The organism is Enterococcus sp. C50, assembly GCF_040887505.1.
Lineage (GTDB): Bacteria > Bacillota > Bacilli > Lactobacillales > Enterococcaceae > Enterococcus_B > Enterococcus_B thailandicus.
This window is the reverse complement of record NZ_JBFOFW010000002.1, coordinates 90,324-108,587: the sequence shown is the minus strand read 5'-3', so window position 1 is coordinate 108,587 and position 18,264 is coordinate 90,324. Positions and strand designations below refer to the sequence as shown.

The 18,264-nt window shown below is 35.0% G+C and carries 21 protein-coding genes and 1 other annotated feature; of the genes, 4 read left to right on the top strand and 17 right to left on the bottom strand.

Annotation, left to right across the window (positions count from 1 at the left end; all coding sequences use genetic code 11):
- Positions 1–17: 17 nt before the first annotated feature.
- The 6 genes from AB3I20_RS03075 to AB3I20_RS03050 all read right to left on the bottom strand — a co-directional run bounded on the left by AB3I20_RS03075 (position 18) and on the right by AB3I20_RS03050 (position 6,677).
- Complete coding sequence (locus tag AB3I20_RS03075; protein ID WP_067480487.1) at positions 18–827, bottom strand: PTS mannose/fructose/sorbose transporter subunit IIC; 810 nt, start codon at positions 825–827, stop codon at positions 18–20.
- A 48-nt stretch (positions 828–875) separates the two neighbouring features.
- A complete protein-coding gene (locus tag AB3I20_RS03070; protein WP_067480484.1) occupies positions 876–1,841 on the bottom strand; it encodes a mannose/fructose/sorbose PTS transporter subunit IIA in 966 nt (321 codons plus the stop codon).
- Between the two features lie 97 nt (positions 1,842–1,938).
- On the bottom strand, positions 1,939–2,430 hold the full coding sequence (locus tag AB3I20_RS03065; RefSeq protein ID WP_067480482.1) for a mannose/fructose/sorbose PTS transporter subunit IIB: 492 nt from the start codon (positions 2,428–2,430) through the stop codon (positions 1,939–1,941).
- 205 nt (positions 2,431–2,635) lie between these two features.
- Positions 2,636–5,449 (bottom strand): sigma 54-interacting transcriptional regulator, encoded by a 2,814-nt coding sequence (locus AB3I20_RS03060; protein WP_368026925.1) that lies wholly within the window; start codon positions 5,447–5,449, stop codon positions 2,636–2,638.
- Positions 5,450–6,159: 710 nt separating this feature from the next.
- Positions 6,160–6,315, bottom strand: coding sequence for a hypothetical protein (locus tag AB3I20_RS03055; RefSeq protein ID WP_176694898.1), 156 nt, complete (start codon positions 6,313–6,315; stop codon positions 6,160–6,162).
- A gap of 134 nt (positions 6,316–6,449) precedes the next feature.
- Positions 6,450–6,677 carry a helix-turn-helix domain-containing protein gene (locus tag AB3I20_RS03050; protein ID WP_067480478.1) on the bottom strand — a complete coding sequence of 76 codons (228 nt, stop codon included), beginning with the start codon at positions 6,675–6,677 and terminating at the stop codon, positions 6,450–6,452.
- 255 nt (positions 6,678–6,932) lie between these two features.
- On the opposite strand from AB3I20_RS03050, the gene AB3I20_RS03045 reads away from it, so the two are divergent.
- A complete protein-coding gene (locus AB3I20_RS03045) occupies positions 6,933–7,640 on the top strand; it encodes a GntR family transcriptional regulator (protein WP_071868197.1) in 708 nt (235 codons plus the stop codon).
- A 330-nt stretch (positions 7,641–7,970) separates the two neighbouring features.
- On the opposite strand, the gene AB3I20_RS03040 is transcribed toward AB3I20_RS03045, so the two are convergent.
- The 7 genes from AB3I20_RS03040 to AB3I20_RS03010 all read right to left on the bottom strand — a co-directional run bounded on the left by AB3I20_RS03040 (position 7,971) and on the right by AB3I20_RS03010 (position 12,328).
- A complete protein-coding gene (locus AB3I20_RS03040) occupies positions 7,971–8,492 on the bottom strand; it encodes a TIR domain-containing protein (protein WP_368026924.1) in 522 nt (173 codons plus the stop codon).
- On the bottom strand, positions 8,492–9,328 hold the full coding sequence (locus AB3I20_RS03035; RefSeq protein ID WP_368026923.1) for a macro domain-containing protein: 837 nt from the start codon (positions 9,326–9,328) through the stop codon (positions 8,492–8,494). Before AB3I20_RS03035 ends, AB3I20_RS03040 begins: the two co-directional genes overlap by 1 nt.
- A 152-nt stretch (positions 9,329–9,480) precedes the next feature.
- The gene (locus AB3I20_RS03030; protein ID WP_271026847.1) at positions 9,481–9,867 is read right to left on the bottom strand and encodes a hypothetical protein; all 387 of its coding nucleotides are present in this window, start codon (positions 9,865–9,867) and stop codon (positions 9,481–9,483) included.
- A gap of 10 nt (positions 9,868–9,877) precedes the next feature.
- Positions 9,878–10,972 (bottom strand): replication initiation factor domain-containing protein, encoded by a 1,095-nt coding sequence (locus AB3I20_RS03025; protein WP_368026922.1) that lies wholly within the window; start codon positions 10,970–10,972, stop codon positions 9,878–9,880.
- Positions 10,973–11,210: 238 nt separating this feature from the next.
- A complete protein-coding gene (locus AB3I20_RS03020; RefSeq protein ID WP_271026849.1) occupies positions 11,211–11,639 on the bottom strand; it encodes a hypothetical protein in 429 nt (142 codons plus the stop codon).
- A 35-nt stretch (positions 11,640–11,674) separates the two neighbouring features.
- Positions 11,675–11,917 carry a hypothetical protein gene (locus AB3I20_RS03015; RefSeq protein ID WP_271026850.1) on the bottom strand — a complete coding sequence of 81 codons (243 nt, stop codon included), beginning with the start codon at positions 11,915–11,917 and terminating at the stop codon, positions 11,675–11,677.
- A gap of 147 nt (positions 11,918–12,064) precedes the next feature.
- Positions 12,065–12,328, bottom strand: coding sequence for a DNA-binding protein (locus AB3I20_RS03010; RefSeq protein ID WP_271026851.1), 264 nt, complete (start codon positions 12,326–12,328; stop codon positions 12,065–12,067).
- 194 nt (positions 12,329–12,522) lie between these two features.
- Here AB3I20_RS03010 and AB3I20_RS03005 point away from each other — a divergent pair, with 194 nt between their 5' ends.
- On the top strand, positions 12,523–13,167 hold the full coding sequence (locus AB3I20_RS03005; RefSeq protein WP_271026852.1) for a helix-turn-helix domain-containing protein: 645 nt from the start codon (positions 12,523–12,525) through the stop codon (positions 13,165–13,167).
- A 38-nt stretch (positions 13,168–13,205) separates the two neighbouring features.
- On the top strand, positions 13,206–14,381 hold the full coding sequence (locus AB3I20_RS03000; protein ID WP_271026853.1) for a site-specific integrase: 1,176 nt from the start codon (positions 13,206–13,208) through the stop codon (positions 14,379–14,381).
- Between the two features lie 93 nt (positions 14,382–14,474).
- Here AB3I20_RS03000 and rpmA read toward each other — a convergent pair whose 3' ends face one another.
- The 3 genes from rpmA to rplU are packed head-to-tail and all read right to left on the bottom strand — an operon-like array spanning position 14,475 to position 15,462.
- A complete protein-coding gene (rpmA, locus tag AB3I20_RS02995) occupies positions 14,475–14,768 on the bottom strand; it encodes a 50S ribosomal protein L27 (RefSeq protein WP_368026921.1) in 294 nt (97 codons plus the stop codon).
- A 12-nt stretch (positions 14,769–14,780) separates the two neighbouring features.
- Positions 14,781–15,125, bottom strand: coding sequence for a ribosomal-processing cysteine protease Prp (locus tag AB3I20_RS02990; protein ID WP_067480472.1), 345 nt, complete (start codon positions 15,123–15,125; stop codon positions 14,781–14,783).
- Between the two features lie 28 nt (positions 15,126–15,153).
- Positions 15,154–15,462: a 50S ribosomal protein L21 gene (gene rplU / locus AB3I20_RS02985; RefSeq protein ID WP_067480469.1), complete on the bottom strand. Its 309-nt coding sequence runs from the start codon at positions 15,460–15,462 to the stop codon at positions 15,154–15,156.
- Positions 15,463–15,481: 19 nt separating this feature from the next.
- Positions 15,482–15,557, bottom strand: a sequence feature (ribosomal protein L21 leader region).
- A 149-nt stretch (positions 15,558–15,706) separates the two neighbouring features.
- Between rplU and AB3I20_RS02980 the strand changes: the two genes are divergently transcribed.
- Positions 15,707–16,366, top strand: a complete 660-nt coding sequence (locus AB3I20_RS02980; RefSeq protein WP_067481322.1) for a uracil-DNA glycosylase — start codon at positions 15,707–15,709, stop codon at positions 16,364–16,366.
- A 38-nt stretch (positions 16,367–16,404) separates the two neighbouring features.
- Here the strand turns inward: AB3I20_RS02980 and AB3I20_RS02975 are convergent, their stop codons facing one another.
- Entirely contained in the window at positions 16,405–18,030 is a 1,626-nt protein-coding gene (locus AB3I20_RS02975) for a SulP family inorganic anion transporter (RefSeq protein ID WP_368026920.1), read from the bottom strand.
- Positions 18,031–18,264: the final 234 nt, after the last annotated feature.

Genomic DNA, 18,264 nt, shown 5'->3' with positions numbered 1-18,264 from the left:
TTTCGTGTACGCCTCCTTTAGTAGTTATCTATGATATCGCCTAGTGGGTCACCAGTATTTGAGCCACCGCCGTTACCTGAACCGCCGCCTTGTTTAGAAAGGGCTAAGTAGATAAGAGCAAGAGCTACACCGATTGCACCAAGTCCGATAAGAGTAATTTCAGAAACAGTTGCCAATACGAAACCAATTGCAAAGAATGGCCATACTTCTTTTGTAGCCATCATGTTGATAACCATTGCATAACCTACAGCTACAACCATACCACCACCGATTGCTAAACCGTCTGTTAACCAAACTGGCATAGATTCAAGTAAGCCTTTCACAGGACCTTCACCGATTGCCAAGATCAAAGCAGCTGGAATCGCAATACGAATACCTTGCATACAAATTGCTACAATATGCCATAATTCAACTTTTCTGAAGTTACCTTCTTTAGCAGCAGCATCCATCAAGTGAACGAAAGCCGTTGCGATTGTACGACAGATAATTGTTAATAATAGACCAGCTACAGCTAGAGGTACAGCGATCGCGATAGCTGAAGAAACCCCAGCTCTTCCTTGACCACCTAATACTAAAATAATTGCAGATGCAACAGATGCTAAAGCAGCATCGGGAGCTACAGCAGCGCCGATATTTGCCCAACCAAGAGCGATCATTTGTAAAGTACCACCTAAAATAAGGCAAGGTATTAAGTTCCCAGTAACTAAGCCGATTAACGTACATGCGATTACTGGTTGATGGAAATGAAATTCATCAAGAATTCCTTCCATACCAGCCAAAAATGCTACGATAACGACTAATATCATTTGAATAAAGTTTAATTCCATGATGTTAAGCCTCCATTTTTCTCTGATAGTTAAAACTATGCTTGTTTATTATTTTTTGTTTAGTTCTTCTTGTGCTTTTTTCAAGATTTCATCCATGTTTCCTTTTGAATCATTTGGTACTTTACGTACATCAAATTTGACGCCAGCGTCTTCAAGTTTACGGAAAGTATCAATATCATCTTGACTAAATGCCAATACTTTATTTGGTTGCACTTTACCTGGTGAATGAGCCATAGAACCAACGTTAACTGTTTCTAATGGTACGCCACCTTCAACCGCTCTTAAAACATCTTGTGGGTTTTCGAATAAAAGTAAAGCACGTTGTCCACCAAAGTGTTGGTCATCTTTAGCTAACTTGATCATTTGTTCAATTGGAACAACATGAGCTTTTACACCTGGAGGAGCAGCTTGTTGAATCAATTTTTTACGAAGTTCGTCTTTAGCTACTGCATCAGAAACAACAATAATACGAGTTGGGTTTGTTGTCTTTGTCCAAGCTGTTGCAACTTGTCCATGAAGTAAACGTGAATCAACACGAGCTAAAACATAACTAAACTTACCTGGAGTTCCAGATGCAGATTGCTGTACTTCAGCTTTTGGTGCTTCTTCTGGTTCCAACTCTTCAGGTTTAACCTTCACACCTTCTTTTGCAGTTTCAATGATATGTGCTGCAATTTCTTGCGCAGATTCCATTGAAAAACGAGAAGCATATGCTTCAATTAACATTGGCAAGTTCAAACCACTGACGATTGCCCATTTGTCTTTGTGTTCTTCAAACAATGTATTTGCTTGATTGAATGGAGTACCACCCCATAAATCAACTAAGAATAACACTTCGTCTTGATTGTCAAAAGAAGCAACAGCCTCTTCTAACTTGGCTCTCAAGTCATCTGGACCTTCGCTTGGTTTCAAAATAACTGCTTTAACGTTTTCTTGTTCGCCAAAGATCATTGAACCAGACTGTAAGATTCCTTCAGCAAACTGTCCGTGACTTGCTAGGATAATTCCTACCATACTTATACCTCCTATTTCTTTTTGTTGTAACAAAAATCAAAATTAAAAATAATTGCTAACCATTACAACAGATTGTTTGACTGACCACAACATCCAACTATGCCTTTTTTGCTTTTGCTAGTAGCTCCATCAAAAGAACTTTTCTGTCTGCAGGTACTTTGCGAATCTCTAACTCTACTTTTTGACTATCCAAATAGTTAAAAGCTTCTATATCGCGCTGATTTACTGAAACAAAATTAGTAATCATTGTTTTACCATCAGTAAAACTCATACCGCCAATATTTAATGAGCTGAGCTGTACACCACAGCGAACAATTGCTTCTACATCCTGAGGGTTGGTGAACAACAGCATTACTTTCGCATTTGCTAATAATCCACTTTGATAAACTTGAATCATCTTTTGAACGGTTATAACGTTCGCATGAATTCCTGGCGGTGCAGCCTCTTTTAACAGAAACTTTCTCAAATCATCTTTTGCCACCATATCGCTGACCACAATGATTCGTTCAACACCAGTCGATTTTGACCAAGCCGTCGCAACTTGTCCGTGGATTAAACGATCATCTATACGCGCTAATCGAATATCCATCTTCAAAACTCCTTTTTTCAAACTACTTCACAGAAACCCCTATCATTTCTGTGAAAGCAACCAATTCCTAGCACACTTATATAAAAGCAAGAAGCGTGCCAACTTTTAAACAATACACTACTGGTTCTTTAAGCTTTTTTAAACAATACACAAAAAGGATACACTTTTTTAGTGTATCCTTTTTGTGTATTGTTTATTTAGTGTGTTACACCTTGGCCAACTGATTATGAATCAAGCGCAAAATATAATAGCTTTCAACTAAAGGAATCTTGAGATTCACTCTTTCTTCCAATGGAACAATTAAATTTTGAAGCATCCTATAAAATGGGTCTTGAACTGTTTCATCCAGCTCTTCTTTCTCAGCAGTTAGCGGTTCATTTAATACGATTCGTTCGATCATTCCTGCGGTGTGCATGACCAAATTGATTTTAAAACCGTATTCCCTACTAGCCAGTCCAATACTTTCTGTCACATGCTTAGCAAAGTCCCAAATAGGATCAATCAGCTTTCTTCCATTAATAAACGTAAAGTTATCTGATATAAATTCCACGCAGGTTTCTTTCGCTGTTTCCTCGGTTAAAGAAACATCTGGTGTTTCTTCTAAATCTGCTTCAAGCAACAGTTGATCTAAAATCAATTCGATATTTTGATCAATGAATCGTTCTAGTGGAATAAATGGCGCTGCAATTTTAGGATCAGTGATTCCCGTTGTAGCAATCACTTGATAATCTGCTTGAATACGTGGTAGTTCTTTTTCTAATTCAACGATGGACAAAGCTAAAACCGTCAGTTCTGCTTCTTGTCGCTTACTTACCGCACGTTCGATCAATTCTTTGATTCTTTTTGCCGTACCTTCACCCGAAGCACAAATAGCTAAAATTGCTTTTTGCTCTTGGACTGGCTTCTCAATAACTGGTGCAGGAGAAACGGCCGCGTAACCACGAAAGTTTTTTAAGGAGTCATAAAGCGTATCTAAGTCTGTGCCTAGGACAGAAACTTTTCGAACAGTTTCTAAGACTAATGAGGTCGTCACCATGTCGACTGTTCGAATGGGAACCCCTGTATCTCGTTGAATTTGGGTATTGAATGAAGCCAACGACCCCATATCAACCAACAACACAACCCCACTTCCCTCATCAACTTCTTGAACATTTCGTTCAATGCGACTAAGTGCAGTTTTAGGATCCATGTCCAACGGCATATCGACTGCTCGAACATTATCAACATCTAAAAGTTGTTTCACCACTTGAACCATGCTACTAGCTGTGCTATTCCCGTGAGCTGCAACGACCACTCCGATTCGGCCAGTAGCTTGATTGGCTCTTAAAGAAACTAACAAGACCGTCAAATAATAATCTTCACTTTCCGGAATACGAACTTGAAAATATTCTTCAATGTATTTACGCACTTCTTTTGCAACAGCATACTCTTCTGGAAAATCAAATGTCATTTCTCGAATATTATCATTGGTATGTCGTTCTTCACCTAAATTGATTTTTTTCAAAAATGAACTGATGTGCAAACTCATTGCATAAATAAAATTCTGTTGAAATTCATAAGGTAAAGAGTTCTTAACCATACTATAAATTTGATGTGTCACTTCGATTACTTTAGGATCAACAAATTCAGCTAACTTATTGTCAGCATTGAAAGAAAAACCATGATCTTTATAGAAAGATTTCAAATGAATATTGATATCTGTCGAAATAAAATGGTTGATTGCTTCTTGATCTAAGCCATCAGATTTCAACAAAGCCGCTTTATCTCCAATAATATCGTATAAGTTATAAGGTAATTCATACGAATCTGATTGAATTTTCATCACATCATCGTTTGGTACGATTGTTAGCTTCGGTTCTAAAATTTTTGATAGCTCTGCCATTGCTACTCGGTTGCTAGCTAATTGGATCAGACCGCTTCGAATTCCTTCAGTTAAATCACTAACCGTAATCGAAATTTCGGGTGAGTTCATATGATTCAGGAATCCACGCGCACAAATCAATTGGATATTTGATTTCAATTGTCCAATATTCCCATAAGTAACGCTACCAATCAAGGCTTTGGCAACATCTTCTGTCAGAGAAATTTTTCGTTGGATTCGATTCGCTTCGTGAGCAATCATGATTTTTACCAAATCGACTTTTTCATTAGCAGGTCGCTTTTCAAAAGACGGCAACTGAATGTTGATTGGAATTCGTCTCACAAAAGTTTCTAATAAAGAAGAACCCGGGTCTTCTGTTGTTGCGCCAACGATCCGGACATTTGCTTCATGTGATTTTGTCGTCTCACCCAATCGGCTATAAGTTCCATGATCCATAAAATAAAAGATCATTTCTTGTCCTTCTGGTGGTAAGCGATGAATTTCATCTAAAAAGAGCATCCCGCCATCTGCCTGGTCGATAATCCCCATTTTTTCTTCAGCCGCGCCAGTAAATGCTCCTTTGGTATAACCAAAAAGATGACTCATCAATAATTCTGGATTATTCGCATAATCGGCACAATTAAACACAATCAATTCATTTTCTTCATCAATGACATGATTTGCTTTGGCAAAATGAAACATTGCATGTGCAAAATAGGTTTTTCCAGAACCAGTTGGTCCCGTAATTAAACAATTTAATCCTCTAGGTGGATATAAAATAGCAGCTTTCGCCTGTTCAACAGCATTTTTCATACTACCATTTTCACCGATAATTTTGGAAAAAATATCTTTTGTATCAATATGAACGATTGGTTCTTCAACTGGTAGAACATCTTCTTTGTAACTAACCACGTGCTTGCTTACAGGTTTTTGATATTCGTCTGCCTTTTGATATATGTAACGGACTGGTCTGCCATCGGACTTGACTAATTTTCCTTCACGAACTAGCTGGTTTAAATCTTTACTGCTATTTGTTCGTTGAATTCCTAATATTTCAGCAATTTCTTGAGTAGTTACTCCTTGATCTGCTTCTACTTTTGTTAAATGAGCGGTTTTTTCTTTGACATAGAGATAAATTCGGTCAATACGCTTTGTCAATTGATACGCCCCTTCCTGTGTTTCCAAATTTCCTGCTACACTATTTTCCTTACTATTATAGAACAAACATAACTAAAAATAGCTAACTACAAAACATAATACTATGGATTTCTAGAGGATTCGTCAACTATTTACCTCATGCTTTTTCAAAATAAACGAAACATTTGTTAAACAAGTATTTACTTTTATACACTATTGTTCTTTTTTCATTAAAAAAACTTTCTTTAAAAGTAACTAAAACTATCATTTTTTACAGTCAATTCACTTGTATTATTTAGTACCGCACTTGGAACTTTTTCACCAATCAGTGATGCGAATAAACATGTGCCCAGCAAGAACAAACAACCAAAATTTTTAATTTCTTTTTATATTTACTATTCACATAGTGAAAATAAAAAAATTATTTATTCAGTCACTTTCCCTATATTTATTCTATTTCTTTTATTAAGTTGAATTTTATCAAAATTGTCATTTAGAATAGCTGAATACATAATGCAAACTACAGAAGACTTCAATTGATGATGTTTTCATCAGAATCGTTGGCAACGTTTCTCTTTCATCGTCTTAGTTTATAACAAAAAACTGTAGGACAAAGAATTTTTCCTTTGTCCTACAGTCTGAGAAACCTGACGTCTGTCAAATTTCTTTTTATTCAATGATACTTGTCATACACACAATATTTTTTAACATAGATCTTACATTACAATGTTTTACCAACCCGCAAAATAACCAATAATTACTTGCATCAACCGCCCAAACCAAACACTTACCAACAGGCAGGCAACCAGCCCCAATAAAACTTCAGCTACAAACAACAACACTTGAAGCAACGGATGCCCATTTAGGTTCACTGATTTTACCTTCATCAAAAGCCCTTCTTTTGTCCTGTGACTTATTCACTCCCCCAACTTTCCTTCACCATACAATGTATCTAAAATATTTACCATAGACAAAATTTACAAACTGTTTGGTTCCGTTTTCTTTCCGCCTGTTCTTTCAATTATTTTTTCCTTCTTGGCTCTGGCAACTTCTTTGAAAAATCCGTGCGCCCTAACAAAAAATCTAAATTTGTCTCAAAAAAATCAGCGAGTGCAATCAAAATATATAGCGGAACTTCCCGTTCACCACGCTCATATTTTGAATAGACAGAATAATCACAGTGAAGATGTTCAGCTAATTTTCGAATCGTTAGCTGATGCTGCTTACGTAAATAATATAGTTTCTTCATAATGAAATCCTTTTTTGCTAATTATATAATGCGCTTTTCTCAATCGGTCAATTGTGGACAAAAAGACCACTTGTTTCAGTAAACCAGACTACACAACACGATGAATGGCTTGCTCTAACTTCCCTTCTTTCTTCATTTTATTTTGACAACCGCAAATTTGTTCTTTCTATTATTCCCTTTATTGCGAAAGAAAAATGAACATGCTATTCTTAAAGTTGATAACACTACACCAACATTTCGGAAAAAGGTGATTTTATGATTCCAAAGTATGAGCAAATCAAACAAGATTTACTAACTGAAATCAAAACAAATAAATTTGTTCCAGGTGATAAATTTTATTCAGAAGCTGCGATTAAGCAAAAGTATGCCGTCAGCTCAATCACAGCGGTTAAAGCACTCAATGAGCTAACGAATGCCGGCTACCTTTATCGAGTACAGGGAAAAGGCACTTTTATTTCACGATCAAAAGTAGCAGAAACTGTCAAATTCTCAGATCTTGAACGGAATTCATTTGATAAAGAACACGTCACTGTATTATCCATCGAAGAAAAAAATGATGCCACGATTTTGCATGAATTAAAATTACCTAGCGATGAAACCTATTACAAAATCAAACGCGTTCGTTACTTTGATGAAACGCCTTTCTTGGTTCACCTTACTCACTTACCCAAAAAGCTAATGAAGCAACCACTTGCAGATGACTTATCAACCTACACAAGTGTCTACGAACGAATCCGTTTAGATTTCGGTATCGATCTTTTTTCCCTAGCATCTGTTGAAACAAATGAAATTGTCTTTCCTGATGATCCCGAGTTGCTTCGTTTGTTGAATCTAAGTTTTAGAGAGCCTGCTGTCAAACAGGTCAAACATTCTTACCTACCAGATAAAAGTGTTGCGGAGTATATCGTTAGTTACAAACATTGGAAATATTTCAAAACAAAAATTGAAGTAGAAGCAAAATAAATTAGCGACATTCTTTAGGTACTTTTTATTTAAAAATTACTTAGCTAATAGGTCATCAAAAAATTATACAAACTTGCTTAAAAACAAAAAAGCTCCATCCCTCGCCAAGCGAGGGATGGAGCTAACTGTTTATTAAGCTTCTTGAGCTACTGGATAAACAGAGTTATTGTTTAAATACATTTTATCCGCTATCAAATAAGTTATTCGACAAGCTTTTCTTTCGTCTTGTTACTCATTAAATATTATTAGATTTAAAACATATAGCATTCAATTCGGCATTCAACAATAATAATATACGTGGGGCGTTTTAGTATGTTAACATTGCCTAATCTATAGTCCTAAATTTTTATAAACACTATCATTGTATACATACGGTCCATTTTCATTCGATTTTTTATAATCTTTATGACTTAGTGGCCAATTTTCTAAAGCATACTGTAATATTTTAGATTTAAACGATATATGAATCGCTAATGTCTCCTTAGCTTTCTTTGGACATCGTTCTCTATCCATTTTTCTTTTACCTTCACCGCCAATTGATTCTGGCAAGTTAACTACAATAATAGGTAAATCTAATTTTATAGCTTGCTCAATTTCCCAGCTAACAAATTTGTGAAGATATCGTGTTTTTTCGCCAACCAATAGTACAAAAACTTTAGAATTAGACATTCTTTCACGAAGTTTCCGCTTAATAGTTTCCTCACTACTAGTATCTAACGCATTATTTAAATCATGAGCATCATAAAAATTAAAAGTGCTACTATCATTTTGTTTCCACATTTGCATGGTTCTATAATACTTCATATCATTATCCCCATCAAATGCAACATAAGTCTTATTACGATAAGCCATTATTCTTCTTCCTCCTTCAAACTAAAAATATCTATTTTATCTATTTTATCCGGATGGATAATAATAGATAAGTCTGCTGGATATTCAAATTTGATTTTGCTGACCTTAAAGGTCCAAATCATGATTCTAAGGAGTTCATTTTCATTTATATCTCCCATACCATTCTTAAATCTAGTAATTCCAGAGCCAAATATTGGAACTACTACTTTCTTTTGAGCATAAATTGAATTTATCCGATTCCAAAATTGAATTAAAAAATCCAAGTAATCATTAACTGTTAATTGAGCATCATTGTCCTTATTAAATTTAGAGAAGGCTGTCAATACGTACTCATCATCAATAACTATCAAACTACCTAGTCGATACTTGGTAGGCTTCCCTTCCCTTTCTACATCATTTTCAATTACGCTTTCTTTTAATCTTTTATTTTCAAATATAAGTTTATCTAATTGTGCAATAGGCTTATTCCAATACTTATCAATATATTGACCATTTAGTGAGTAATGATTAATAATTTTATCATCAACTTGGGTATCATAGTATTCATTAAAAGGTATAACTTTAAGCCCTTCTTGTTCGAATAAATTTCCAGATTTTATCCATATAGAAGTACCGCTAATATCAAGTTTAATTTTTGTTCTTTTATTAGCAATCATCCAAACCGATACGTAAATAATTACACAAAGTATAATAAAAATTATTCCGCACCATAATCTCCAACCATTGGGAATTTCTATAAAAATTACGCCAAAAGAAATAACCGCAGATAATATTGCAATATATTTAGACGATTCCGCCCTAACAAGTTTATTGGAGAAACTTACCTTTTTAGTCATCTACTCACTCCTCAAAAGTACTTAATGTAAGTTTAACACAAGCGTATTCTGAATATAATATTATTTTTTATTGTGGCATCTAATTAACACATTTTTTCACAACCATATTTTAATATCAAAAAAGAGCTGCATTACACAGCTCTAATATACATTTATTTATTTTCCTGTGATAAAAGTAAAATAGCATCTGCTTTATAATACATTGGGTTTCCTGACATGGAAACTGATAAATTAGTAAAGCGACATTTGACAGAGTCCTTTTTCCTGATTTCTTCATTGGTTATTACTTGTTTTAAGCCATCTACTGTTACTTGAGTAGATTTCTTTCTAAAATCTCCGTCTAGGATAGTAACAGAATATTTGTATCCTACAATTTCTCCTGTACTAAATTTACGGGGACGTCCTTCACTATCTAAAATCATATTCCCTGTACTGTCTTTACGCTCTTCTGTCGCAAATTTTGGCATTACTTCGTCTACTTCAAACAACGTGCCAATCGCTGCTAAGTCAAAATCTCTTACTGATAACATTTTCGCCATTCTTATTTCCTCATTTCTCTTCATTTTCTTTTGGACGTTTTGTTAATTGCTTTATTTCATCTATTAGATCGGTTCGCCCTTTTTCTGTCGCACGTTTAATTAACTCACTTGCTAGTTGAGGGGAAAAAATCCCCTGCGTTTCATTGCTATTTATCAATCGTTCAAATTCTTCCAGTTCATCTTCATTCAATAACTGATTTTTTAGACAATAGAGATACGCATGATAGACAGGATATGCTCCTTGAAAAAAATACCATTTAAATTTTTGTGTCAGTTCAGAATTCATTTTCGGAGTACTAATTGTTATTGGAGCTGACTTTCCTAAAAATCGTTCCCATTTTCGCAAAGGTTGCTTCATTTGAGTATCTGAAAAAAATTTTACTTTTTCTTTTAAATAACCTTTGACTAAATCAATTAACTCTATTTCACTTGAGAGATAATAATTAACAAATTTTTGTGCTTTTTCTCTTCGGAAAGCTATCTCCACTCGTATCCAAGGAGGCATATCTTTTTTCCTAATCCCTTGTGCTTTAGCACGTTCAGCTTGTTTGTCATAAATCTTGATACGATCATCAGCACTAGGTGGTTTTAGGTAAAGCGTCATTCCCTTTTCTTTATTTTCCTGACCATAAACATCATAAGTAGTACTTTTCCCATAGAAAAATTGCTTTTTTTCACAAATTTTCAATAGTTGATTAGGTGTAAAGTAAGGAACCTCATTGAAATCATCAATGGTAGCATCAATTCTAGTCACCTTTAGCTTCCATTTCTCCTTAGAAAAAATTTGATTTAAAAATTCCTTCAATGTTATATTTTTTTCTGGCAAAAAGTGGGTGCTAAGAAAAGTCATGGCCGTTCCATCAAGTACAATCATACAATCTCCGCCTTCAATCTCTTTACCGTTCTCCGAACGGAAATATATTCGGACATTTGCATACTCTATCAACATATTGTAATCGTAATAAACTAATTTTCCCTTTCGTTCTACAAAATAATCGAAATGCATTCCTAGCAAATCCTCTACTACTTCCCTCAGCTTATTTGTATTTAACACTTGAATCTGTAGCCAATCAATCAGCGCATGTAGTTTATTTTGTACAGCCATGTTTGCACCTTTTTCTCAAGAAAAAACAGTGGGTATTTTTGCTAAAATCAAACCGATTAAAACATTGATTTGGCGGTGTCCACACATATAATTTCTCTATACTAGAGGGTGGTGTTACTATACACCCTTTTTTCACTTTCAATTTTAGAAATTTCGTCGCCAGCACCTTGCCTTAATTTTGAGCTACTCTGCTAAGGCAGTCGCTCAAAATTAAGGGGTTTGTCGCCTACAATTTCTATTAGAAAAACTTTCGTTTCTTTTTTGTGTATAATTTTTGATTTAATTCCATATTTTTTTGCTCCAATTGTTTAATTTCTACATCATGATGTTTAGACATTTTAATCAATAAACGTACAGCTTCTTTTAAATCATCAATCTCTCGTTCAATTTCAATAATTGTTTTCTGTTTTTTTGATGAAAATATCTGCAAGATTGCTCTTGTTAAACCAAGTTTATCTTTCAGATTAGCAACTTGCTGAATTTTCAAAATATCTTCTTCATTAAAAAGATATACTTTTGCTGTACTATTTCTTCCAATTCTTTTCGTCGAGACTTCAAATTTTGTCTCTGTTTGCTCCTCTATAAGCTTTCTCCAACGTTTTAAAGTAGATACACTCCCTAAACCTGAAACTTTTTCTACAACTTCTCTATACTCGTAATAATCCATACTTTCATTCTTTTCGATCTGTTCAGAAAAATACCTTATACCTGAACAAATAATTTTTTTTCCTGATTAAATAAATAATGCTTCATTTTTTTCGTATTCAAATTACACACACTTACAAGATTATCCCTTACACAAGCAAGCACTGTAATGCTATCCCTATTAATAAAAGAATAAATTGGTAGACCATTATATTCAGTAAAGGTATAGATATACTCAGTTACATCCAATTGGTTTAACTCCATAAATTTCATAAGTAACTGTTTTCCATCAAGCTTCATATTTTGACCTCCTAGTTTATATAGAAAAACTTAGCCAAATATGCTATACTTATTTCACTAAAATCATATTTAGCACTTGAGCATTCTTTCCCTACCACGGTTAGAATGCTTTTTTTATTCAATGATTTTCCTGCACCCCACATAAGTTTATTTTTGATAAATTAATAACCATTCTCTGATTGCTTTCTTACTGTATAGAACCATTCCAGAATCTAAACGTATTTCTGGACAACCGTGCAAAACCCAATCTTTCAATGTATTTACACTTATTTGGAAATGTTCCGCACAGTATTTTTGTTTAACAATGTCCCTATCACCTTTTGCAGTGTCTACAGCTTCTTTAACCATGAAATAGACTGTGTTAAAAACATCGTTCTCCTCTCGTAGTAAACTTTTTTCAAACTCTATCACTTTGTCACCTCTTCTCTAAAGAATATAAATAGTTCTAAAATTATTTTTTATATAACTTAAAGAACTACAAATAAACTTTAACAAATATATTTATTGATGTCAAATAGTTTTTTTAGATATATAAAACAACTATTTAGTGTATGAAGGTTGAATTATATTGAATATAAAGTTAAACTTTTCAAGAGGTGATATTTATGATAGAAAATTTTGGCAACAATGTTGCTCGTTTAAGAAAAGAACACGGATATTCTCAAGAAGAATTAGCTCAAAAAATAGGATTAAAAAAACAAAGTATCTCTAACATCGAAAGAGGCGTGCGATATCCTACTTTTGAAACATTAGAAAAAATCGCTCAACTGTTTAACGCCACACCTATACAATTATTCGGTACACAAAAAGAAATTGCCGTTTCAGACACTCCTGTAATATTGGATAAAATTGATGAGTATAATAGCAAGATACAAGCTGTTCTTCAAGTCCCATCAATTATTGAGAATTACGGTGAAGATATTCAGAATATATCCAATCAAATTCAATTTATCCAACGTTTCATTTACAATGAATTCAAGGTCGATGAAAATGGTGGTCTGTACTATGATGAGAATGGTCAGCCTACAGTACGTCGCAAACTTCAAACAATAAGCCAGCTCGCTTCCGAAACTAATGTTATCAACAACTTTTTTGAACGCTACATTAAATATGATGACGGCGAACCAATGTTTGATAGGAACGGAAATCCTGAGTATAATAAAAGTCTATACGAAACAGTGCCTGCTGAGGAAATTCATAAATTAGCTCAAGACATCAAGTTTATTAAAGAAAATAAAGATATTCTCTAACTATCTGTGCGCCCCACGTAATAGATAAGGAGAAAATTATGGCTACATTTAAGCAATACGAAAAAAAGGACGGTACCAAGCTTTGGCAATTTCAAACATATCTCGGTACTAATCCATTAACTGGAAGACCAATAAAAACTACTAGAAGAAACTTTAAAACAAAAAAAGAGGCCCAATTAGCATTATCCCGTTTAAAACTGGAATTTGAGACGAATAATGGATTAAAAAAAGAAGTTAACGATACTTTTACGGATGTGTATATTTTATGGTACGAAAATTATCGCAAAACTGTTAAGGAATCGACAAGTATAGCTACTGAGCGTTATATAAAAATCCATGTGTTGCCACTTTTAGGAAACTATAAAATAAAGAAAATTACTCCTAAAATGGCTCAAGAATCTGTAAATATTTGGGCTAAAAAATTGCAAGTATATAGAATAGTCCTTCAATATACTTCTAAAATATTCGACTATGCTATTAATCTAGAATTGATTGATAAAAATCCGTTCTCTAAAGTCATTCGCCCTAAAATAAAGAAAACTAGACCAGAAAAAGAAATTAAGTTCTACACTAGCGAACAAGTGGGTTTTATATTAAACTATCTTGAAAAAAAAGTAACTCAAGTAAATAATAGCAATTTTCTTTACAAGTATTTTGCTGAATGGGATTTAACGTTATATCGTATACTCGCTTTTACTGGTGTACGTGGCGGAGAAGCTTTAGCATTATTATGGGACGATATTAATTTTTATGAAAGAACATTAGATATAAACAAGACTCTTTCACAAACCAGAACTGGTTATGCAGTATTACCACCAAAGACAAAAAAATCTAACAGAATTATTTCACTTGATTCTAAAACAATTAAAATTTTAAAAAAGTGGCAATTACATCAAAAAGAATACCTGTTTCAAAACGGTACAGTAAATAACAATATTATTTTTTCTAACTTCGAAGGAAAATATTCAAATAGACAATCTTTATATATGCGATCGTCTAGAATAGCAGAATTTACGCATATGCCTAACATAGGTACGCATGGTTGGCGACACACACATGCATCTATGCTTTATGAAGCTGGTATACCCATGAGAGAAGCACAAGAACGTCTAGGACACTCAAGTCTCGAAATGACTAATTCTATCTATACACATTTAAATGAAAAACAAAAAAATGGTACTGCTGAAAAACTAGCGAAGTTTGCAAATTTTTAATATCAGCATTCAAAATGGCATTCAATTTTTATTTTTAAGTAAACAAAAAAAGCCTTACTCCTTTAATTAAAAAGGAATAAGGCTAACTGTTTATTAAGCTTCTTGAGCTGCTGGATAAACAGACACTTGTTTTTTGTCGCGGCCTTTACGTTCGAAACGTACTACGCCATCAACTTTAGCAAATAAAGTGTCGTCTCCACCAATACCCACGTTTACACCTGGATAGATTTTTGTACCGCGTTGACGGTAAAGAATTGATCCACCTGTAACAGTTTGTCCATCAGCACGTTTAGCACCTAAACGTTTTGATTCTGAGTCACGGCCGTTAGATGTAGAACCGCCACCTTTTTTGTGGGCAAATAATTGAAGATTCATAGATAATAACATGGTCTGCACCTCCTATTTATCAGTAATTGTTTTAATTTGGATATATTCTGAATTCTCAGCTTCTATGGATTGTAAACCTAATAAAAGATTTTCCAGTAGAATTTCGGCAATATTCGTTTGTTCCTGTGTCATGATTGAACTAACTTCGGTATAAAGATATCCGCCGTCTTCTTCATTCACGTCAACAATCGGATCAAAACCAGCTAATGAAGCAATCCCATTGACTGTGCTGATTGCTAATGCAGAAACACCTGCACATACAATGTCACTTCCATAGGGACCCGCATCAGCATGCCCTGTCAAAGTAAATGAAACGATTTGACCTGCGTCATTTCGCTTAAATGTTCCTTTGATCATCATTCAGGCCTTCTTTCTCAAACACTAATTAAGCGTTGATTGCGTCGATAACCACTTTTGTGTATGGTTGACGGTGACCTTGTTTGCGGTGTGAATGTTTTTTAGGTTTGTATTTGAAAGTAACGACTTTCTTTTGTTTGCCGTGTTTTTCAACAGTTCCTTCAACAGTTGCACCGTTGACTGTTGGAGCGCCTACTTTTGTAGATTCGCCACCTACTAAAATAACTTCGTCAAAGACAACTTTTTCACCTGCTTCAACGTCAAGTTTTTCGATGTAGATTGCTTGACCAACTTCAACTTTTACTTGTTTACCACCAGTTTTAATAATTGCGTACATGCTATAAAGCACCTCCTTATTTTATACTTAGACTCGCCATCCTAAGTGACAGCCAGGCTGTGCTTACTACTTATTCTGTGCGGTTGTAGCTGTGGAGTCCACAATTACAACGTTACTAGCTTAACAAAATAAACACTATCCGTCAACTAAAATTTCTGATCTTTCTGACCTCTTTAGTCGCATTTTTTTCTCTATCCTTTTATACTAAAAAAGAGTCAAACGAAAAATGAAAGTAGATGAACGCATGAACTACCCTACTACATTAGTGAAAGAAGTAAAACAACGAATGAATAATCGACCTGTCGAAGGTTTTGTCGCAGGGCAAGGTTCTCTTAAACCAAAAATAATGTTTGTTGGTGAAGCTCCAGGAAAAAACGAAGTTGAAAACCATATCCCTTTCAGCGGACAAGCAGGGAAAGAATTGATGGCCTGCCTTGAAGGACTGAAGTTAACCAGGGCAGATGTCTACATTACTAGTGCAGTTCGCAGTCGACCTTATCGTGTCGTTGAACGAATAAATAAGCGAACCCATGAAAAAGAAATCGTTTATCCAAACAGAACCCCGACTAAAGCTGAAGTGTTTGCACACGCCCCCATTCTCGACTATGAAATTGCCAAAATCAAACCTGATTTAATTGCTACTTTAGGAAATATCGGCCTACAACGTTTACTAGGAAAAGACCACACTGTTTCAAAAAATCATGGGCAATTATATGTGGGACCCGTTTTAGAATTGAACAAACAGAAAACACACTACGAATGGTCAAAGAAAACTTATCGCATTGTTCCCCTGTTTCATCCTGCTGCTATTTTTTACAATCGTTCTTTAGCTCCACTTATTAAGCAAGACTGGGAAATACTGGATACGCTCATCAACGATACAAGAAAAGGAAGCTCTGAATAATCTCAGGCTTCCTTTTTTTAGTTTAGTTATTTCTTTTATTAATTTGTTTCATATCGTGCATGTAATGCAGACAATGCATGTGCTACGGTTTGATGTTGTTCCGTGCTTTCTCCTTGCCACAAGTGTTTCATATATTTTTCTACTTCTGGTTGGAGGGAAGTATAGATAACTAGTTGGCCTCTTTCGTCTGCATTCGTTTGAAATTCGTCAAAGACAGACAGCGCCGTCAGGTCAATACTCGGAACACCACGCATCGAAAAGATAATGCCATCTTGGTCACTCAATTCAGCTAATTTTGATTTTAATTTTTCTGATGACATGAAAAACAAAGGGCCACTGATATAAACAACTGTCCAGTCTTTTAATTTTTCAGTTTCAGGTAAATCCATTCGTTTCCAATCAATTGTTTCAAGCGAAATCGTAATCGCCGCACTTTTCATGACAAAGAAAATGCACCCGCCAATGATTCCGATGACGATTGCAATACTTAAATCAAAAACAACCGTACAAATCATTGTTAGGAAAAATAGAAGAATAGAAGTCCAATATTTTTTTGAAAACAACTCGCGGATGGTTTCCCACTCATTCATTCGCCAAGCAGTAACAATCAAAACACCCGCCAATGCAGGCATCGGAATTTGAGACATCACTGGTGCGAAAACGAGCATAGATAGGAATAGAACACCGGCATGAATGATTCCAGCTAGACGTGTCTGAGCACCTGATTTAATCGCAACACTCGTTCGAGCAATTGCGGCTGTCGCAGGAATCCCACCAAAGAAAGGTAATAACAAGTTACCGATTCCTTGCGCCACTAATTCTTGATTACTATCTAATGGTCTGTTTGCCATTCTTCCAGCTGACGCCCCGCATAATAAACTCTCGACCATTCCTAAAAGTGCAATGCTGACTGCCGGAACTGCTACTTGTTGTAAATCGGCAATCTGAAAATCACTTAAAACTAAACGATTGCTACTAATTATTGTCTGTGGAATTTTACCTACCGTCGCCACAGGCAAATGAAAAATCAACATAGCACCTGTCGCAAGAATAATTGCTAAAAGCGAGCTTGGCATTTTTTGTGCCCAGCTTTTCGGATAAAAAGCCATTCCCAGAATCACTAAACTTCCCATGAACAAGGCGCTCCAATTAACTGTAAACCCTAACGTCTGATAACTGCTTAATTTTTCAATCACATTCGCGCCTTGTGAATGAACACCAAATAAATTATCCACTTGGCCCAAACCAATAATGATTGCGATTCCTGACGTAAAACCGGTAATTACCGGTGCCGGAATAAAAGAGGTTAATGTTCCCAACCGAAAAATTCCGGCAATCAACAAGAAAATCCCAGCTAAGAAAGTCGCCAGCAACACACCATGGATTCCTTGCGTTGCTACAATGGACATTAAGATTGCTGCCATTGCCCCAGTTGGTCCAGAAATTTGATAAAAACCACCTGACAAACCACCAATAATGACACCAGCTAAAATAGCAGTAATCAATCCTGCCGCCGCATCAGCACCACTTGAAACCCCGAACGCTAACGCAAGAGGCAAAGCAACTGCTGCAACAGTTACACCTGCCAACAAATCTTTTTGAAACTTTGCTAAATCATACCCTGAAAATTCTTTTTTTAACAACAAACGATAATTTTTGAACAACCTACAAACTCCTTTTCATGAAAATTTCTTAAATACACAATCATTAGGATAGCATAATTTTAGTCTAAAAGTAAGAACATTCACAAAGTCCTGTTATCATTAATCAGCTTTGCTACTACTGAACTAAAAAACGTGAGAAAATATATTAAAATAAATAGAACAAGAGGTAGACCAAAAAAATCTCTTCTTGATCTGCCTCTTGTCGTGTTCAATTATTCTTTTCTTTAGTTGTTT